Raw genomic sequence first — 16,237 nt, 5'->3', positions numbered from 1 at the left:
GCCGTCAGCCCGCGACGCGGGCCTCGTCGGGCGGGGGCGGCGGCACGAACGGCTCGAGGACGACGGACTCGGTCGCGTCGCCGGAGCGGGGCTCGAAGGACAGCGCGATGACCTCGCACGACGACCTGGCCGCGGGGTGGAGAGCCCGGCCCGCCACCGGGTCCGGCCACGCCCGCGCCAGGTAGATCGCGATCTCGTCCTGGACGTCGCGCAGCACCTCGTCGACCGCTGCCGCATCGAGAACGGAAGCACTTCCCGGGGTCGGGAGCTGCATCGTCGTGCCGACCCGCAGAGGAGTTCCCTCGCGCCGGACCATCACCGCGAGCTCCAGCCCGGTCGCCACGAGCTCGCGGTCGGCCGGGAGCAACGGGGTCAGGACGCGCGCGAGGTGCTGCCCGAGCGCGGCCATCCACGTCATCCCGAACAGGTGCTGTAGATCGGTCATCACTACCTCGGGGTGAGCAGGCACTCGTTGGTCGCGGCAACGTACGTCGTGTTGGTGGCTGGAACCGAGACCTACCGACCATGCTCTCCGTGTCCGGACCACGACCACTCACCACCTCACAGTCGGTGGTATTGCAGCGATCTCCAGAACGCGCTGTCCGGCGAACGGAACATCTCGTCGCGGTTCCACCCATTCGGTCGAGCACGGCCGCTGCCGGTCGCGGGCTCCTCCGGCGCCTTGCCAGGTGCACCCGTGTCCTCAGGACACGGGTCGGCGTGCGCAGTCACCCCGACCGGCCCGGACCGAGGAGCTCGGCGTGTCGGCAGCACTCACGACCGCTCGGGCGAGCACCCCACCCGTGTTGCGTCTACGACGACGACAGGGCCGCGGCGAGCTTCTCCGGGATCCCCGGCGCCTTCGACCACGCCTTCGTCTCCGGGTCCTGCACCACGACGACGTAGATGTTGCGGCCGGTCACCGCGACCTCGTCGGCCGAGCGGTAGACGGCGAACCCGAGCGTGAAGCTCGTCGTCCCCTGCCGCTCGCACGACACCTCGACACGCGCGTCGTCACGCCAGCGCACCGAGCCGCCGTAGTCGAGCTCGGAGTGCACGACCATCACGTCGACACCCGAGGCGATGAGGTCCGGATAGGCGAGCCCGACGTGCTCGAGGAAGCCGGTGAAGGCCTCGTCGAACCAGGTCAGGTAGTGCCCGTTGAAGACGACGCCCTGCTGGTCGATCTCCGCGTAGCGCGGGACGACCGGGAACGAGTAGGTCACGCCCGCAGCTCCGGGAAGTCCTCGTCGCGGTACTCGCCGTCGGGGGCCGCGGCGTCGGGGCCGGGGCGCAGCTCGTCCTCGCGGCCCCGCAGCTCCACCCGGCGGATCTTCCCGGAGATCGTCTTGGGGAGCTCGAAGAACTCGAGGCGCCGCACCCGCTTGTAGGCCGGCAGGTTCTCGCGCGCGTGACGAAGGATCGCGAGCGCCGTGTCGCGGGTGGGCTCGAAGCGCGACGAGAGCACCACGTACGCCTTGGGCACGGCCAGGCGCAGCGGGTCCGGCGACGGGACGACCGCGGCCTCGGCGACGGCCTCGTGCTCGATCAGCACGCTCTCGAGCTCGAAGGGGCTGATGCGGTAGTCGGACGCCTTGAAGACGTCGTCGGAGCGGCCGACGTAGGTGATGTAGCCGTCCGCGTCGCGGGAGCCGACGTCGCCGGTGTGGTAGACGCCGCCGCTCATGACCTCGTCGTTGCGCTCCGGGTCGTCCTTGTAGCCGACCATGAGGCCGAGCGGGCGGTCGGCGAGGTCGATGCAGATCTCGCCCTCGTCGCCGCGCTCACCGGTCACCGGGTCGACCAGCACGATCGGGTAGCCGGGCAGCGGACGGCCCATCGAGCCGTCCTTCACCGGCTGGCCCGGCGGGTTGCCGATCTGCAGCGTCGACTCGGTCTGCCCGAAGCCGTCGCGGATGGTCATGCCCCAGGCCTCGCGGACCTGCTCGATGACCTCCGGGTTCAGCGGCTCACCGGCGCCGACGAGCTCGCGCACCGGCACCTGCACCCGGGTCAGGTCGGCCTGGATGAGCATCCGCCACACCGTCGGCGGCGCGCAGAACGTGCTGACGCCCTTCTCGACGACGACGTCGAGCAGCTTGTCGGCGTCGAACTTCGTGTAGTTGTAGATGAAGATCGTCGCCTCGGCGATCCACGGAGCGAAGACGTTCGACCACGCGTGCTTGGCCCAGCCCGGCGAGGCGACGTTCAGGTGGACGTCGCCCGGCTGCAGGCCGATCCAGTACATCGTCGAGAGGTGCCCGACGGGGTAGCTGGTGTGCGTGTGCTCGACGAGCTTCGGCTTGGACGTCGTGCCGCTCGTGAAGTAGAGCAGCAGCGTGTCGGAGCCCTTGGTGGGCGCGTCCGGCGTGAACCCGGCCGGGGCGTCGTAGGCGGCGGAGAAGTCGAGCCAGGGCTCGGTGATCCGGGCTTGTGTGCCCGAGCCGACCGCGATCCTCGTGTAGTCGCCGGGCACGTCGTCGAACTTGTCGACGTCGACGTCACGGACGATCACGTGGCGCGCGTCGCCGCGGTCGATGCGGTCGCGCAGGTCGGCGGCGCCGAGCATCGGCGTGGAGGGGATGAGGATCGCGCCGAGCTTCATGGCGGCGAGGATCGACTCCCAGAGCTCCACCTGGTTGGCGAGCATGAGGATGATCCGGTCGCCGCGCGCGACGCCCTGGGCGCGCAGCCAGTTGGCGACGCGGTTGGAGCGCTCGCTCATGTCGGCGAAGGAGTACTTCGCCTCGCGGCCGTCCTCCTCGACGATCCACAGCGCGGGGCGCTGGGCGGTGCCGGGGTCGGCGCCGATGGCGTCGAAGTGCTCGAGGGCCCAGTTGAACTCGTCGAGCTGCGGCCACGCGAAGTCGCGCAGCGCGGCACCGAGGTCCTCGCGCCGCTCCAGCAGCAGGTCCCGCGCCCGGCGGAACTCGGTGGCGGCCTTGCTGAGCTCGGGCACTGCGGTGACCTCCTACGTGACGCCGGTGGCGAGGCGGTTCTACCACCTCGCCACCGGTGTCGCGCCTGCCTACTTGAGCAGCTTCCGCAGAATGAGGAGCCCCACGAGCGCGCCGGCGGCGTAGACGGCGTACTTGACCTTGGGGTCGGCCCACTTCTGTGCGGCCATCTCCTTGCCCTGCTCCGAGAGCCGCTGCGGGTTCGCCCGCTCGGAGAGCTCGTCGAGGGCTCCGGCCAGCGCCTCACGCGCCTGCTGGATCTCCTTCTCGATGGCGTCCGTGTCCCGTGCCACGGCACCTCCCGTGCTGTCGTCGGTCGCGCTGACCGTCGCTCTGTTCGCGACCGGCCGGTGGTCGGCGGCTATCCTGCCCGCCCGTGACCGCCGATACCCGCCTGGCCCCCGGTCAACCCGCCCCGGACTTCTCGCTGACCTCCGATCAGGGGGAGACGGTGTCCCTCGCGGACCACCGCGGGCACCGCGTCCTCGTGTACTTCTACCCCGCCGCGATGACTCCGGGATGCACCAAGGAGGCCTGCGACTTCCGCGACAACCTGGCGACGTTCAACGACGCGGACGTCGCTGTCCTGGGCATTTCGCCGGACAAGCCGGAGAAGCTCGCGAAGTTCCGCGACAAGGAGGGCCTGACCTTCCCGCTGCTCTCCGACCCCGACAGGTCGGTGATGCAGGCGTGGGGCGCCTTCGGCGAGAAGACGATGTACGGGAAGACGACGACCGGTGTGATCAGGTCGACCTTCCTCGTCGACGCCGAGGGGACGATCGAGGAGGCGCAGTACGGCGTCAAGGCCACCGGCCACGTGGGCCGGCTTCTGCGCGATCTGAAGCTGTAGGGAGTGCCGGCGGCGGGAGTCGAACCCGCACTGCCACCCTCCTAAGGGGTGTGCCTCTGCCTTTGGGCTACGCCGGCTCTGCCTTTGGTCTACGACGTCCGACCGCGGGAGCACCACGTCTCGGTCTGTGAGTGGCAGTTCCCGCAGAGGATACGAAGGTTCTCCAACCGGTTGTCGGTGTGGTCGCCGTTGATGTGGTCGAGCTGGAGCGGCAAAGGCTCGCCGCGCCACTCGGTCAGACCGCACATCTCGCACCGTGCCTCCTTGATGCCGGCCTGCAGGAGCCGTTGCCGAGTCCTGATGTACCGGTGCATGCCACCGCTGGGAGCGAGGTGCACCTGACGGAGGGTGGAACTGGCGGCGACGGCCTCACGGAGCTGGTCGTCGGTCCAGGATCGCGCGCGGGACATGAGCCCATTCTCGTCGAACATGTGTTCGACACGGGGTTGCTTCCGCAAACTCCTACAGGAACGCCCGGACCGCCGCCGCGACCTCGTTCGCCGCCTCCAGCGGCACGAAGTGCCCGACGTCCTCCAGGTGGTGCACGCCGCGCAGGTCCGTGAACGCGCGCTCCAGCCCCTCGGCGAGCCGGGGCGGGAAGAGCGGGTCCTGGTCGCCCCAGAGCACGGTAGTCGGCACGGTCACCGGGGGCGGCGGGTCCTGGCCGCGCAGTGACAGCGCTGTGCGCAGCGTCGCCGACCCCGAGCGGTACCAGTTCACCGACACCGTGAACGCGCCCGGCCGCGCGTAGGCGTCCACGAGCTCGTCGGTGACCCCTTCTCGAGCAGCGATCCCCCGGTGCCCCCAGTGCGACCAGAAGTACTCCAGGTACGCCCGCACGTTCGCCGCCGACCCGTCGACGAGGTTCTCGACGAGGTCGAGCTCGTGGAAGTCCTGGTACCAGAACTCGGCGCGGTGGTCGTCGTCGAGCGACGCCGCGGCCGCCCCGGGGTGGATCGCGTTGCCCAGCACCAGCGCCCGCACCCGCTCGGGCGAGGTCCGGGCGAGGTGGGTGGCCGTCGTCGAGCCCACGTCGTAGCCGACGAGCACCGCGTCGTCGAAGCCCAGGTGCTCCATCAGCTCGAGCACCGCGGCGCCCTGGGCGTCGCGGCCGAAGTCCGTGGCCGGGCGTTCGACGTCGCCGGGGCGGAAGGAGGCGCCGAAGCCGAGAAGGTCGGGCACGACGACCTGGGCGTCGCGCTCGAGCAGCGGCAGCAGGGCGCGGTAGTCGGAGGCGGCGCCGGGCCAGCCGTGCAGGCAGACCACCGGGACGCCGTTGCCCTCGTGCGCGTACGAGATCACGTGACGCCGAGTACCCGGAATCCCGCGTGCGACGACAGCCTCGTCGCCGGGTGGCCCTGCTCGCCGAGCCAGCGGGCCAGCGAGTCCGAGCCGAGGTTCTTGCTGACCACCAGGTACGACGACCCGTCGACGCGCGGCAGCCAGCGCAGCAGCAGCTCGTGCAGCGCGGCCTTGCCCGAGCGGATCGGCGGGTTGGACCAGAGCTCGGCGAAGCGCACGTCGTCGGGCACCTCGTCGGGCCGGCAGGCGCGCACGTTCGTCAGGCGCGCGGCGGCGGCGTTGACGCGCACGAGGTCGAGGGCGCGGTCGTTGACGTCGACCGCCCAGACCGTCGCCGCGGGACGCTGCGCGGCGATCCAGAGCGCGATCGGACCGTAGCCGCACCCGAGGTCGAGGACGTCGCCGGTCTCGGCGGGGTCGGGCGCGTTCTCGAGCAGTACGCGGGTGCCCTTGTCGAGCCGGCCGCGGGAGAACACCCCGGAGTCGGTGGTGAGGTCGAGCGCCACCCCACCGATGTCGAGCCGGAACGAGACCGGGTCGGACGGCGAGGTCGGCTGCTCGGAGAAGTACTGGTCCGTCATGACAGTTCGGACAACCTCGGGATCAGCCCGCGGAGTGCCCGCGACCGGTGCGACACCGCGTCCTTCTCCTCGGGCGCCATCTCCGCCGACGTGCGCGACTCGCCCGCGGGGACGAACGCCGGGTCGTAGCCGAAGCCGTTGGTGCCGCGCGGGAGGCGGATGAGGCTGCCGGGCCAGCGCTCGACGACGACGATCTCGCGGCCGTCGGGGTGCGCGGCGGCCGCGGCGCAGACGAAGGCGGCGCCGCGGCGCTCCTCGGGGACGTCGGCCATCTGGTCGAGCACGAGCGCGAGGTTCGCGGCGTCGCGCTCGACGCGCGAGCCGCTCCGTCCCGACCAGCGCGCCGACAGCACGCCCGGCATCCCGTTCAGCGCGTCGACGGCGAGCCCGGAGTCGTCGGCGACGGCGACCAGCCCGGTCGCGGCGGCGGCGTCGCGCGCCTTGGCCAGCGCGTTCTCCTCGAACGTCGCGCCGGTCTCGGGGGCCTCGGGGAACTCCGGGACGTCGTCGAGGCCGATCACCTCGAGCCCGCCGGTCAGCCGGCGCAGCTCGGCCAGCTTGGCGTCGTTCCTGGTCGCGAGCAGGACCCGGGAGACGGAGCGCAGCGGAGCTCGACCCATCGACTCAGTCACGGCAGCTCCCCGGGGTACGGCTCGGCGAGCGCGGCGGCCTGCAGCTCGGTGAGGCGGGCGCAGCCGGCGAGCGCGCTGTCGAGCATGGCGTCGAGGGTGGCGCGCGTGTAGGTGGCGCCCTCGCCGGTGCCCTGGACCTCGACGAGCGTGCCGGTGTCGGTGGCCACGACGTTCATGTCGACCTCGGCGCGCGAGTCCTCCTCGTAGGGCAGGTCGAGGCGCACGCGGCCGTCGACGACGCCGACGGAGACCGCGGCGATCGAGCACGACAGCGGCTGGGGGTCGGCGAGGCGCTTGTGGTGGCGCAGCCAGGTCACGGCGTCGGCGAGCGCGACGTAGGCGCCGGTGATCGCCGCCGTGCGGGTGCCGCCGTCGGCCTGGAGCACGTCGCAGTCGAGCTGGATGGTGTTCTCGCCGAGCGCGCGCAGGTCGATGGCGGCCCGGAGCGCGCGGCCGACGAGGCGGCTGATCTCGTGGGTGCGCCCGCCGACGCGGCCCTTCACGGACTCGCGGTCGCTGCGGGTGTGCGTCGCCGACGGCAGCATCGCGTACTCCGCGGTGAGCCAGCCCAGGCCGCTGCCCTGGCGCCAGCGCGGGACGCCCTCGGTGACGCTGGCCGCGCAGAGCACCGTCGTCTGCCCGAAGGAGACGAGCACCGACCCGGCCGGGTGCTGCTGGAACCCCCGCCGGATGCTGATCTCGCGGAGCTCGTCGTCCGCCCTGCCGTCGCTGCGTGCCACGGGCGACCACCCTAGAAGTCACCCGGCACCGCCCCGGTGGTCGGGCCTAGCGTGGACCCTCGTGCGTACCGAGGGCCGGACCGGGCTCGTGCTCGTGGCGAGCTGCCTGGCGCAGTTCATGGTCGTGCTCGACGTCTCGATCGTGAACGTGGCGCTGCCGTCGATGCGCGACGCGCTGGGGTTCGACGCCGAGGGCCTCGCCTGGGTCATCAACGCCTACACGCTCGCGTTCGCGGGCTTCCTGCTGCTCGGCGGGCGCGCCGCGGACCTCTTCGGACGACGCCGCGTGTTCCTCGTCGGCCTCGGGCTCTTCGGGCTGGCGAGCCTCATCGGCGGCCTCGCGAACCACCCGGCGCTGCTGCTCGCGGCCCGCGCGGTGCAGGGGCTGGGCGGCGCCGTCCTCTCCCCCGCCTCCCTCGCGATCCTGCAGACGACCTACCCCGAGGGGGCCTCACGGGCGAGGGCGTTCGGGTGGTGGTCGGCGATGGGCGGGGTCGGCGGCGCCGCGGGCGGGCTCGCCGGCGGCCTGCTCGTGGGGCTGCTGAGCTGGCGCTGGATCTTCCTGGTCAACGTGCCGGTGGTGATCGTGACGGCGGTGCTGACCCTGGCCGTCGTCCGCGAGACCCGCGCCGAGGACCGCCCCGGCCTCGACGTGACCGGCGCCGTGCTGGTCACGACGGGCCTGGTCGCGCTGGTCTACGGCGTGGTGTCGCTGGAGTCGGAGCCGTGGGGATCGCTCCGGGTGCTGGGGGCGATCGGGGTGGGTGTCGTCCTGCTCGTCGCGTTCGTCATCAGCCAGCTGCGCAGCCGCCACCCGCTCGTGCCGCTGTCGGTGTTCCGCATCCGCTCGGTGTCGACCGCGAACGTCGTCATCCTGCTGATCTCCTCGGCGATGTTCTCGATGTGGTTCTTCGTCTCGCTGTACATGCAGGGCGTGCTGGGGTTCGACGCGCTCACCGCGGGGCTGGCGTTCCTGCCGCAGTCGTTCTCGGTGGTGATCGGCTCGCAGATCTCCTCACGGCTGCTGCCGCGGATCGGGCCGCGGGCGGTGCTCGTCGCGGGCGGGGCGCTGAACGCTGCGGGCTTCGCGTGGTTCGCGTTCCTGACGCCGACGACGAGCTGGGTGGCGGGCGTCCTCGGGCCGGGCATCGCGGTCGCGCTCGGGATGGGGCTGGTCTTCCCGGCGGTGACGACGGCCGCGACGACGGGCGTGGACGGCGGGCTCGCGGGGCTGGTCAGCGGGCTGGTCACGACGTCGCGGCAGATCGGCGGCGCCGTCGGCCTCTCGGTGCTCTCGACGCTCGCGGCGGCGCACACCGCGTCGCTCGCGGCGGCCGGCGCCGCGGCGCCGGTGGCCCAGACGGCGGGGACGACGCGCGCGTTCGCCGTCTCGGCTGTCGTGGTCGCGGCGGCGGTCGTGGTGGCGCTGTTCGTGCCGGCGCCGGAACGGGCCGAGGAGCAGGAGCCGGCGCGGGTCTAGCGTCGGCGTGTCGCGCGGCGAGGATGTGGTGATCCTGGCTTCGGACGCCAGGGATGCCGCATCGCTGGTACGCCCCTAGATCGTGTAGTGGCCGTCGGCCACGACGAGTTCGGTGGGGCCGGAGAACTCCTCGCGGGCCTCGGCGAGCAGGGCCGGGCCGTCGGCCCAGGCGGGCACGTGGGTGAGGAGCAGGCGCTGGACGCCCGCCTCGCGGGCGGTGCGGCCGGCCTGGCGGCCCGAGAGGTGGACGCCGGGCGGGCGTTCGGGGCCGTCGCTCCACGTCGACTCGCAGAGCAGGACGTCCGCGTCGCGCGCGAGGGCGACCAGCTCGCGGCAGGGGCCGGTGTCGCCGGAGTAGACCAGCGAGCGGCCCTCGTGCTCCAGGCGGATGCCGTAGGCCTCGCAGGGGTGGTCGACGGGCGCACTGGTGAGCGCCACGGGGCCCACCGCGGCCGGGCCCTGGGCGAACGGGCGGTGGGAGAAGACGTCGGTGAGGTCGGTGGCGACGCGCTCGTCCGACGACGGCGCGTAGGCGACGGCCAGGCGCACCTCCGTCTCGGTGGGCCCGTGCAGCGGCACCACCTTGCCGGGGCCGTCGGGGTGGTAGCGCCGGTGGACGATCAGCCCGGAGACGTCGGCGCAGTGGTCCGGATGGAGGTGCGAGAGCACCAGGGCGTCGAGGTCGAACGGGTCCATGTGCCGCTGGAGGGCACCGAACGCGCCGTTCCCGAGATCGAGCACCAGGGACGTGTCGCCCGCGCGCACCAGATACCCCGAGGCCGGGGAGTGCGGCCCGGCGCCACTGCCGGAGCATCCCAGGACGATCAGTTCCACGCGCGCACCCTACGGGCCGGACCTACCCGTTCGCACAGGCCCACGGGGACCACACCGGTCACGAGACGAAACCGATATCCGGCCCGTTCAGGGGATGGCGGGTGTCCCCGACGGTCCGGCGCGGCGGCGGTCGGCGGCGACGGTGATCCGGGCGGCGAGCACCCCGCCGATCGCGCCGCACAGGTGCGCCTGCCAGGAGATCCCGGGATTGCTCGGGAACACGCCGAGCAGGAGGCCGCCGTAGATCAGGAACAGCACGACGGCCACGACGATCTGCGCCGCGGACCGCGCGAAGAAGCCGCGGACCAGCAGGAACGCGAACCAGCCGAAGATGATGCCGGACGCGCCGATGGTGGAGCCGGGGCTGCCGATGAGCCAGGTGCCGACACCGCTGACGACCCAGATCACGGCGGTGACCGCGATGAACTGGCCCAGCCCGCCCGCGAGCACCAGGAACCCGAACACGAGCAGCGGCACGGTGTTGCTGGCCAGGTGCTCGAAGCCCCCGTGCAGCAGCGGCGCCCAGAGGATGCCGCCGAGCCCCTCGAGGCTGCGCGGCACGATGCCGTCGTCGTCGAGACCCTGCGGCGGGTCGAGCGCGACGAACACCGTGCGGTCGGCCAGCTCGATGAGCCAGAGCAGCGCCACGATCCCGACCATGAGGATCGCGGCCCGCAACGGCTTCGCGGGCAGGATGCGGGGAGTCGGGCGCGCCGGGCTGGTCACGCCTGCGAGATTACGGCGGCCCGCGCCGGATCCGCGTGGGGTCGACCCCGGGAAAGACCGGGGTCGGCTACGCCCAGAGCTGGCCCTCGAGCGCCTCGGCGGCCTCCTCGAGCGTGCCGCTGTAGGCGCCGGTGGACAGGTACTTCCACCCGCCGTCGCAGACGACCATGACGATGTCCGCCTCGTCGTCCGCGCCCGCGGCCTTCTCGGCCTGGGCGAGGGCGGCATGCAGGATGCCGCCGGTGGAGATGCCCGCGAAGATGCCCTCCTGCTCGACGAGCTGGCGGGTGCGGCGCAGCGCGTCGTACGCGCCGACCGAGTAGCGGCCGGTGAGCACGTCGGGGTCGTACAGCTCGGGCACGAAGCCCTCGGCGATGTTGCGCAGGCCGTAGACCAGCTCGCCGTAGCGGGGCTCCGCGGCGATGATCTGGCAGTCGGGCTTGTGCTCGCGCAGGAAGCGCCCGGTGCCGACGAGCGTGCCGGTGGTGCCCAGGCCCGCGACGAAGTGGGTGATCGTCGGCATGTCCCGCAGGATCTCCGGCCCGGTGCCCTCGTAGTGCGCGAGCGCGTTGGCCGGGTTGCCGTACTGGTACAGCATCACCCAGTCGGCGTGCTGGGCGGCGATCTCCTTGGCCGTCGCGACGGCCTGGTTCGACCCCCCGGCGGCCGGCGAGAAGATGATCCGGGCCCCGTACATCTCGAGCAGCTGGCGCCGCTCGGCCGAGGTGTTCTCGGGCATGACGCAGACCAGCTCGTAGCCCTTGAGCTTGGCCGCCATCGCCAGCGAGATGCCGGTGTTGCCCGAGGTCGGCTCGAGGATGGTGCAGCCGGGGGTGAGCCGGCCGTCGGCCTCGGCCGCCTGGATCATCCGCAGCGCCGGCCGGTCCTTGATCGACCCGGTCGGGTTGCGGTCCTCGAGCTTCGCCCACAGCCGCACGTGCGGCGCCGGGGAGAAGGACGGCAGGCCGACCATGGGCGTGTCGCCCAGGGCGTGGATCAGGGAGTCGTACCGGGTCATGGGATCGGGGTGCTCAGCGCCCGCCGGCCACGGCCGGGAGGATCGTCACGGTGCCGCCGTCGGGCACCTGGGCGTCGAGGCCGCCGCTGAAGCGCACGTCCTCGTCGTTGACGTACACGTTGACGAACCGGTGCAGCGCGCCGTCGGTGACCAGCCGGTCCTTGATGCCGGGGTGGTTGGCCTCGAGGTCGGTGATGACCTCCTGCAGCGTCGAGCCGTCGGCCTTGACCTGCTTCTCCCCGCCGGTGTGGGTGCGCAGGATGGTCGGGATCGAGACGGTGGCGGACACGGATTCCCTCCGGTTCGTGTGCGGGTGTTCTGCGATGGACAGCGTCGCACGGTGACGCGACATTCCGTGACCCAGCGGGGACGCCGGGGCGGGGGCGTCAGGACCGGGACGTGGGGTCCGGGACGTCGTCGGAGCCGGTGTGGGCGAACATGTAGTTCTCGACCACCGCCACGTCGTCCTCGACGACCGCACCCGCGCCGTCCAGCAGGAACGATCGCAGGTCGTGCTCGGAGTCCGGCCCGGTCAGCGCGACGATGACGAAGTGGACCCCCGGCTGGAGGCCCATGTACTGGATGTCCTTCTCCGACGGGTACGCCTCGGGCAGCCCCGTGTCGGTGAGGGGACGGCGCGGCACCCGCGTGTGCGAGTGGAAGACGACGACCGGCTCCTCGCCGCGCTCCTCGCTCTCGCGGTGCACGCGCAGCTGCTCGCGGGAGTCGAACGCGTAGTCGCTCTCGACGGCGTCGGTGTTGGTCATCGGGATGTAGCGCTCGGGCCGGTCGGAACCCTCCGGGCCGGTCAGCTGACCGCACGCCTCGAGCGGGTGGTCGCGACGGGCGTGCGCGACCATCTCGTCGACGAGGTCGGCACGGATCACCAGCACGGCGTCCAGGGTACGTGGAGCGGCGCGGGTCAGCCCGTCAGCCATGTCACTGCCGCGTCACCGCGCCGTCACTGCATCAGGCCGGCGACCAGCGAGTCCTGCAGCCACGTCAACCAGTGGTAGACGGGCAGGTGGTCGGCGCGCGGGTCGTCGGCGGGCAGCTGCTCGGGCATGTCCTCGGTGACCTCGAGCGCGACACCCAGGGCCAGGCGCACGTCGTTGACCGCGGCCAGCCACTCCTCGGCCTGCGACGGCGCGAGCTCCACCCGCCCGCCGCCGGCCGGGCAGGTGGCCAGCACGGTGGCGATCGCGTCGAGCTTGGCCTCGATGAGCTCGGGCTCGCGCACCGAGCGCATCGCCGCGGACAGCTCCCCGGCGTCGTCCTCGCCCGAGGAGGCGAAGTCGGGCAGCAGGCGGGCGAGCACCGGGTCGTCGGGCGGCGTCGAGGGGCCGGTGCGGATGCCGGTGAGGGCCGCGAGCTCGTCGTCGGGCGCGGCCTCGTTGCGGCCGGTGAGCATCTGCTCGACCTGGGCCATCAGCCCGCGCAGCACCGACGCCTCGGGGCGGTCGAGCACGGCGACGTAGCGGACGCGGTCGCCGCGCCCCTGCCTCTTCCAGGCTTTCAACGGCGCTAGCTCGCCCGCTGCATGGTCGCCCAGAGGCCGGCCGCGTGCAGGCGCGACACGTCGCCCTCGACCTTCTCGCGGCTGCCCGACGAGACCGTCGCCCGGCCCTTCTGGTGGACGTCCATCATCAGCGCGGTGGCCTTGGCCTTGTCGTAGCCGAAGAGCTTCTGGAACACGTAGGTCACGTACGACATCAGGTTGACCGGGTCGTTCCAGACGATCGTCTGCCACGGGGTGTCGGCCAGGGTCGCCTCGTCGACGGACTCCTCGGTCCGTTCGTCGACCTCCGGCTCGGCCGGAGCGGACAGACGCACCTCGGGCGGCAGGAAGCGAAGCGGAGCTGCCGCACCGAAGGCCGAACGCATGCGTCCATGGTGCCACCTAGGGTGGTCGCCGTGACGTTCCCGGGGCCGAGCACCGCGCTCCTCACCGACCAGTACGAGCTCACGATGCTCGACGCCGCCCTCGCCGACGGCACCGCGCAGCGTCGCTGCACCTTCGAAGTGTTCGCGCGCAGCCTGCCCCACGGGCGGCGCTACGGCGTGGTCGCGGGCGTGCCCCGCCTGCTCGACGCGATCACCCGGTTCACGTTCGACGAGCCCGAGGTCGCCGTGCTGCGCGACGCCGGCGCGGTGAGCGACCGCGCCGCCGAGTTCCTCACCGGGCACCGCTTCTCCGGCGAGGTCAGCGGCTACCCCGAGGGCGAGCTGTACTTCCCCGGCTCGCCGGTGCTCTCGGTGACGGGGACCTTCGCCGAGTGCGTGCTGCTCGAGACGCTCGCGCTCTCGGTGCTCAACCACGACTGCGCGATCGCCTCGGCCGCGGCCCGCATGACCACGGCGGCCAACAGCCGCCCGCTGATCGAGATGGGCTCGCGGCGCACCCACGAGGAGGCCGCGGTCGCCTCGGCGCGGGCGGCGTACCTCGCCGGGTTCCAGGCCACGTCGAACCTCGAGGCCCACCGCCGCTTCGGGGTCCCGACCACCGGCACCAGCGCCCACGCCTTCACCCTGCTGCACGACACCGAGGCCGACGCGTTCCGCGCGCAGATCGAGGCGCTCGGGGTGGGGACGACGCTGCTCGTCGACACCTACGACATCACCCAGGGCATCGCCACCGCGATCGAGGTCGCGGGCCCGGAGCTCGGGGCGGTGCGCATCGACTCCGGCGACCTCGGCGTCATGGCCCAGCGCGCCCGCGCCCAGCTCGACGGGCTGGGCGCGACGCGGACGCGCGTGGTGATCTCCGGCGACCTCGACGAGCACTCGATCGCCTCCCTGCGCGCCGAACCGGTCGACGCCTACGGGGTCGGCACGTCCGTCGTCACCGGGTCCGGGGCGCCGACCGCCGGGATGGTCTACAAGCTGGTCGAGGTCGACGGGCGCCCGGTGGCCAAGCGCAGCTCGTCGAAGGAGTCGCGGGGCGGCGCGAAGTCGGCGCTGCGCCGGCACAAGCCCACCGGCACCGCCGTCGAGGAGGTCGTGCACCGCCTGGACGCCGACGTCGAGGTCGGCGAGCACGACCGCGTCGTCCCCGTCCCCCTGGTGCGCAAGGGCGAACCGGTCGGCGAGCTCCCGACCCTCGACGAGTCCCGCGAGCACCTGCGCCGCCAGCTGGTCGCCGTGCCCTGGGAGGGCCTCAAGCTCTCGCGCGGCGAGCCCGCGATCCCCACGACCTTCGTGCTCTGAGCTGTTCCAGCGTGGCGGCCACGCTGGCGTTCAACGTCAGGGAAGCCGCCACGATCACTCGCCGAACAGGGGTGACGGGGTCGCGCCCTCCGGGGTCGGGTTGGTGACGGGCGACGTGGGCGCGGGCGTCGTCGACGTCGTCGGGGGTGCTGTGGAGGTCGCGGGCGGCGGGGTCGGTGAGCTCGGCGCCGGCGTCTCCGTCGCCCCGGTCGCCGTCGGCGGTGCGACGGGAAGCACCGGTGGGGCCGGGGCGATCGCCAGGACCTCCGGAGCCGCGGCCGGAGCCGGCGGCAGCTCCGGAGCCGGCGTGCCCGCCGCGTAGGCCGCCTCGATCGCGAGCACCTGGGCCACGTAGGCGTCCGAGCGGTTGTAGGCGAACACCGCCGCCGCGCGCTGCCCCGGGTCGGAGAGGTCGGCACCGCCGGCGCAGAGGTGCCGCCCGCTCCCGACGGCCGCATCGTCGACGTCGTCGGGGTCCGCACGGCCGTCGGCGTCCCCGTCGGCGCCGTAGATCTCCCAGCTCGACGGGAGGAACTGCATCGGGCCGACGGCGAGGTCGACGCCCGGGTCGCCGTCGAGGCGGCCGGCGTCGGTGTCGGCGAGGAACGGGTGGCCGCCGGTGCCGTCGAGACGCGGGCCGCGGATCGGGGTGAGCGCCCGCCCGTCGACGGCGACCGCCCCGCCCGCGGCGTGGTCGGACTCGACGCGCCCGATCGCCGCGACCAGCGTCCACGGCAGCCGGCAGGCGGGTTCGGACGTGCCCAGGGCGCTCTCGGCGCCCCGGTAGGCCGCCAGCACGCGCGCGGGGATCCCAGTGGCGTCGACGGGACCGGCCGCCGCGGGCACCGGGGGCGCCCACGCCCCCGGCGGCACGCCGGTCGCGCCGAGCGCGCCGACGTCGACGGGCGCGGGCTCGACCTGCGCCGCAGGCACCGCGTCGGGCCCCACCTCGGTCATCGGCAGCCCGAACGAGACGACGGCCGCCAGCACCGGCACGACGAGCACGCTGGCCGCGAGCAGCGCCACGCGGCGCCGCCCGGGCACGGGCGGGTCGGTGAGGTCGAGCTCCTCGGGGGGACGGTCGAGGTTCTCCGGGAGGGGCCGCCAGGTCGTCGTCACAGCGCCGCCCCCTCCCGGCACCGTTGCGGGACCAGTGCGCTGCGTGATGGTAGAAGGCAGTCCTGTGGGTGACGGCGAACGTCACCGCTTGGTGCGATGCCCGTCCGTCGATCGAGCGATCCGGGGTCCGTCGACCTCCGGCGCCGCTCGTAGGCTCGGCGCCATGACGACCGCACTCATCGTCGTGGACGTGCAGCTCGACTTCTGCGAGGGCGGCTCGATGGGCGTCGACGGCGGGGCCGCGACGGCGTCGGCGATCAGCGCCTACCTGGGCCGGTCGGCGGGCCGGTACGCGCACGTCGTCGCCAGCCGCGACTACCACGAGGATCCCGGCGACCACTTCTCCTCGACGCCCGACTTCGTCGACTCCTGGCCGCCGCACTGCCGCCTCGGCCACCCCGGCGCGGCCTTCCACCCCGACCTCGACGTGCACCACCTCGAGGAGGTCTTCACCAAGGGCCGCTTCGAGGCCGCCTACTCCGCCTTCGAGGGCCACGCCACCGACGGGCACCTGCTCACGCCGTGGCTGCGCGCCCGTGACGTCGACGCCGTGGAGATCGTCGGCATCGCCACCGACCACTGCGTGCGCGCCACCGCCCTCGACGCCGCGCGGGACGGGTTCGCGACCACCGTGCTCCTCGACCTCACCGCCGGCGTCCTGCCCGAGACCACCGCCCGCGCGCAGGAGGAGATGGCCGGTGCCGGCGTCACGCTGACGGGGTCGGTGCGCTGAGCGACGGGAGGCTGCGTGTGCCGGGAGGGAACCGATCGGCCCGCTCCGTAGTCTGAAC

At 73.0% G+C, this 16,237-nt stretch carries 21 protein-coding genes and 1 tRNA gene; 4 read left to right on the top strand and 18 right to left on the bottom strand.

Annotated features, from left to right (window positions below; translation table 11 throughout):
- Window positions 1–4 precede the first annotated feature (4 nt).
- The 4 genes from WCD58_RS31305 to WCD58_RS31290 form a co-directional block, all read right to left on the bottom strand.
- Window positions 5–445 (bottom strand): hypothetical protein, encoded by a 441-nt coding sequence (locus tag WCD58_RS31305; protein ID WP_337707054.1) that lies wholly within the window; start codon window positions 443–445, stop codon window positions 5–7.
- A 367-nt stretch (window positions 446–812) separates the two neighbouring features.
- A complete protein-coding gene (locus WCD58_RS31300; RefSeq protein WP_337707053.1) occupies window positions 813–1,226 on the bottom strand; it encodes an acyl-CoA thioesterase in 414 nt (137 codons plus the stop codon).
- Window positions 1,223–2,959, bottom strand: a complete 1,737-nt coding sequence (locus WCD58_RS31295; protein ID WP_337707052.1) for an AMP-binding protein — start codon at window positions 2,957–2,959, stop codon at window positions 1,223–1,225. Before WCD58_RS31295 ends, WCD58_RS31300 begins: the two co-directional genes overlap by 4 nt.
- 69 nt (window positions 2,960–3,028) lie before the next feature.
- Window positions 3,029–3,250, bottom strand: coding sequence for a DUF3618 domain-containing protein (locus WCD58_RS31290; RefSeq protein ID WP_337707051.1), 222 nt, complete (start codon window positions 3,248–3,250; stop codon window positions 3,029–3,031).
- A gap of 83 nt (window positions 3,251–3,333) precedes the next feature.
- On the opposite strand from WCD58_RS31290, the gene bcp reads away from it, so the two are divergent.
- Window positions 3,334–3,807, top strand: a complete 474-nt coding sequence (gene bcp / locus WCD58_RS31285; RefSeq protein ID WP_337707050.1) for a thioredoxin-dependent thiol peroxidase — start codon at window positions 3,334–3,336, stop codon at window positions 3,805–3,807.
- Between the two features lie 4 nt (window positions 3,808–3,811).
- Here bcp and WCD58_RS31280 read toward each other — a convergent pair.
- The 6 genes from WCD58_RS31280 to rph all read right to left on the bottom strand — a co-directional run bounded on the left by WCD58_RS31280 (window position 3,812) and on the right by rph (window position 7,062).
- Window positions 3,812–3,884: transfer RNA gene (locus tag WCD58_RS31280), tRNA-Leu, on the bottom strand.
- Window positions 3,885–3,896: 12 nt separating this feature from the next.
- Window positions 3,897–4,055 (bottom strand): HNH endonuclease, encoded by a 159-nt coding sequence (locus WCD58_RS33815; protein ID WP_373696318.1) that lies wholly within the window; start codon window positions 4,053–4,055, stop codon window positions 3,897–3,899.
- Window positions 4,056–4,269: 214 nt separating this feature from the next.
- Window positions 4,270–5,109 (bottom strand): alpha/beta hydrolase, encoded by an 840-nt coding sequence (locus WCD58_RS31275; RefSeq protein ID WP_337707049.1) that lies wholly within the window; start codon window positions 5,107–5,109, stop codon window positions 4,270–4,272.
- Entirely contained in the window at window positions 5,106–5,690 is a 585-nt protein-coding gene (locus tag WCD58_RS31270) for a class I SAM-dependent methyltransferase (RefSeq protein ID WP_337707048.1), read from the bottom strand. The genes WCD58_RS31275 and WCD58_RS31270 overlap by 4 nt, the downstream gene beginning before the upstream one ends.
- Entirely contained in the window at window positions 5,687–6,310 is a 624-nt protein-coding gene (gene rdgB, locus WCD58_RS31265) for an RdgB/HAM1 family non-canonical purine NTP pyrophosphatase (protein WP_337707100.1), read from the bottom strand. The genes WCD58_RS31270 and rdgB overlap by 4 nt, the downstream gene beginning before the upstream one ends.
- An 8-nt stretch (window positions 6,311–6,318) precedes the next feature.
- Window positions 6,319–7,062 (bottom strand): ribonuclease PH, encoded by a 744-nt coding sequence (gene rph / locus WCD58_RS31260; protein ID WP_337707047.1) that lies wholly within the window; start codon window positions 7,060–7,062, stop codon window positions 6,319–6,321.
- 61 nt (window positions 7,063–7,123) lie between these two features.
- On the opposite strand from rph, the gene WCD58_RS31255 reads away from it, so the two are divergent.
- Window positions 7,124–8,542, top strand: coding sequence for a DHA2 family efflux MFS transporter permease subunit (locus WCD58_RS31255; RefSeq protein WP_337707046.1), 1,419 nt, complete (start codon window positions 7,124–7,126; stop codon window positions 8,540–8,542).
- Between the two features lie 75 nt (window positions 8,543–8,617).
- Here WCD58_RS31255 and WCD58_RS31250 read toward each other — a convergent pair whose 3' ends face one another.
- The 7 genes from WCD58_RS31250 to clpS form a co-directional block, all read right to left on the bottom strand.
- Window positions 8,618–9,376: an MBL fold metallo-hydrolase gene (locus WCD58_RS31250; RefSeq protein ID WP_337707045.1), complete on the bottom strand. Its 759-nt coding sequence runs from the start codon at window positions 9,374–9,376 to the stop codon at window positions 8,618–8,620.
- A gap of 87 nt (window positions 9,377–9,463) precedes the next feature.
- Entirely contained in the window at window positions 9,464–10,102 is a 639-nt protein-coding gene (locus WCD58_RS31245; protein WP_337707044.1) for a rhomboid family intramembrane serine protease, read from the bottom strand.
- A gap of 67 nt (window positions 10,103–10,169) precedes the next feature.
- A complete protein-coding gene (locus WCD58_RS31240) occupies window positions 10,170–11,120 on the bottom strand; it encodes a PLP-dependent cysteine synthase family protein (protein WP_337707043.1) in 951 nt (316 codons plus the stop codon).
- A gap of 13 nt (window positions 11,121–11,133) precedes the next feature.
- Window positions 11,134–11,409, bottom strand: a complete 276-nt coding sequence (locus tag WCD58_RS31235) for a MoaD/ThiS family protein (RefSeq protein ID WP_337707042.1) — start codon at window positions 11,407–11,409, stop codon at window positions 11,134–11,136.
- 97 nt (window positions 11,410–11,506) lie between these two features.
- Window positions 11,507–12,013, bottom strand: coding sequence for a M67 family metallopeptidase (locus WCD58_RS31230; RefSeq protein WP_337707041.1), 507 nt, complete (start codon window positions 12,011–12,013; stop codon window positions 11,507–11,509).
- A 68-nt stretch (window positions 12,014–12,081) separates the two neighbouring features.
- A complete protein-coding gene (locus tag WCD58_RS31225) occupies window positions 12,082–12,639 on the bottom strand; it encodes a DUF2017 domain-containing protein (RefSeq protein ID WP_337707040.1) in 558 nt (185 codons plus the stop codon).
- A gap of 5 nt (window positions 12,640–12,644) precedes the next feature.
- On the bottom strand, window positions 12,645–12,947 hold the full coding sequence (gene clpS / locus WCD58_RS31220) for an ATP-dependent Clp protease adapter ClpS (RefSeq protein ID WP_373696317.1): 303 nt from the start codon (window positions 12,945–12,947) through the stop codon (window positions 12,645–12,647).
- Window positions 12,948–13,088: 141 nt separating this feature from the next.
- Here clpS and WCD58_RS31215 point away from each other — a divergent pair, with 141 nt between their 5' ends.
- Window positions 13,089–14,327 carry a nicotinate phosphoribosyltransferase gene (locus WCD58_RS31215; RefSeq protein ID WP_373696316.1) on the top strand — a complete coding sequence of 413 codons (1,239 nt, stop codon included), beginning with the start codon at window positions 13,089–13,091 and terminating at the stop codon, window positions 14,325–14,327.
- Window positions 14,328–14,381: 54 nt separating this feature from the next.
- Here the strand turns inward: WCD58_RS31215 and WCD58_RS31210 are convergent, their stop codons facing one another.
- A complete protein-coding gene (locus tag WCD58_RS31210) occupies window positions 14,382–15,446 on the bottom strand; it encodes a lysozyme family protein (RefSeq protein ID WP_337707037.1) in 1,065 nt (354 codons plus the stop codon).
- A gap of 163 nt (window positions 15,447–15,609) precedes the next feature.
- On the opposite strand from WCD58_RS31210, the gene WCD58_RS31205 reads away from it, so the two are divergent.
- Window positions 15,610–16,179, top strand: a complete 570-nt coding sequence (locus WCD58_RS31205; RefSeq protein WP_337707036.1) for an isochorismatase family protein — start codon at window positions 15,610–15,612, stop codon at window positions 16,177–16,179.
- Window positions 16,180–16,237: the final 58 nt, after the last annotated feature.

This window comes from Actinomycetospora flava (assembly GCF_037400335.1).
Taxonomy (GTDB): Bacteria; Actinomycetota; Actinomycetes; order Mycobacteriales; family Pseudonocardiaceae; genus Actinomycetospora; species Actinomycetospora flava.
The sequence above is the reverse complement of the archived record's forward strand: the minus strand, read 5'-3'. Positions and strand labels throughout refer to the sequence as shown.

What these genes read in the sequence shown, in the direction of transcription:
- WCD58_RS31305 (WP_337707054.1), bottom strand. Translation starts at nt 445, where the DNA reads ATGACCGATCTACAGCACCTGTTCGGGATGACGTGGATGGCCGCGCTC.
- WCD58_RS33815 (WP_373696318.1), bottom strand. Translation starts at nt 4,055, where the DNA reads ATGTGCGGTCTGACCGAGTGGCGCGGCGAGCCTTTGCCGCTCCAGCTC.
- WCD58_RS31270 (WP_337707048.1), bottom strand. Translation starts at nt 5,690, where the DNA reads ATGACGGACCAGTACTTCTCCGAGCAGCCGACCTCGCCGTCCGACCCG.
- rdgB (WP_337707100.1), bottom strand. Translation starts at nt 6,310, where the DNA reads ATGGGTCGAGCTCCGCTGCGCTCCGTCTCCCGGGTCCTGCTCGCGACC.
- WCD58_RS31240 (WP_337707043.1), bottom strand. Translation starts at nt 11,120, where the DNA reads ATGACCCGGTACGACTCCCTGATCCACGCCCTGGGCGACACGCCCATG.
- WCD58_RS31215 (WP_373696316.1), top strand. Translation starts at nt 13,089, where the DNA reads ATGCTCGACGCCGCCCTCGCCGACGGCACCGCGCAGCGTCGCTGCACC.
- WCD58_RS31205 (WP_337707036.1), top strand. Translation starts at nt 15,610, where the DNA reads ATGACGACCGCACTCATCGTCGTGGACGTGCAGCTCGACTTCTGCGAG.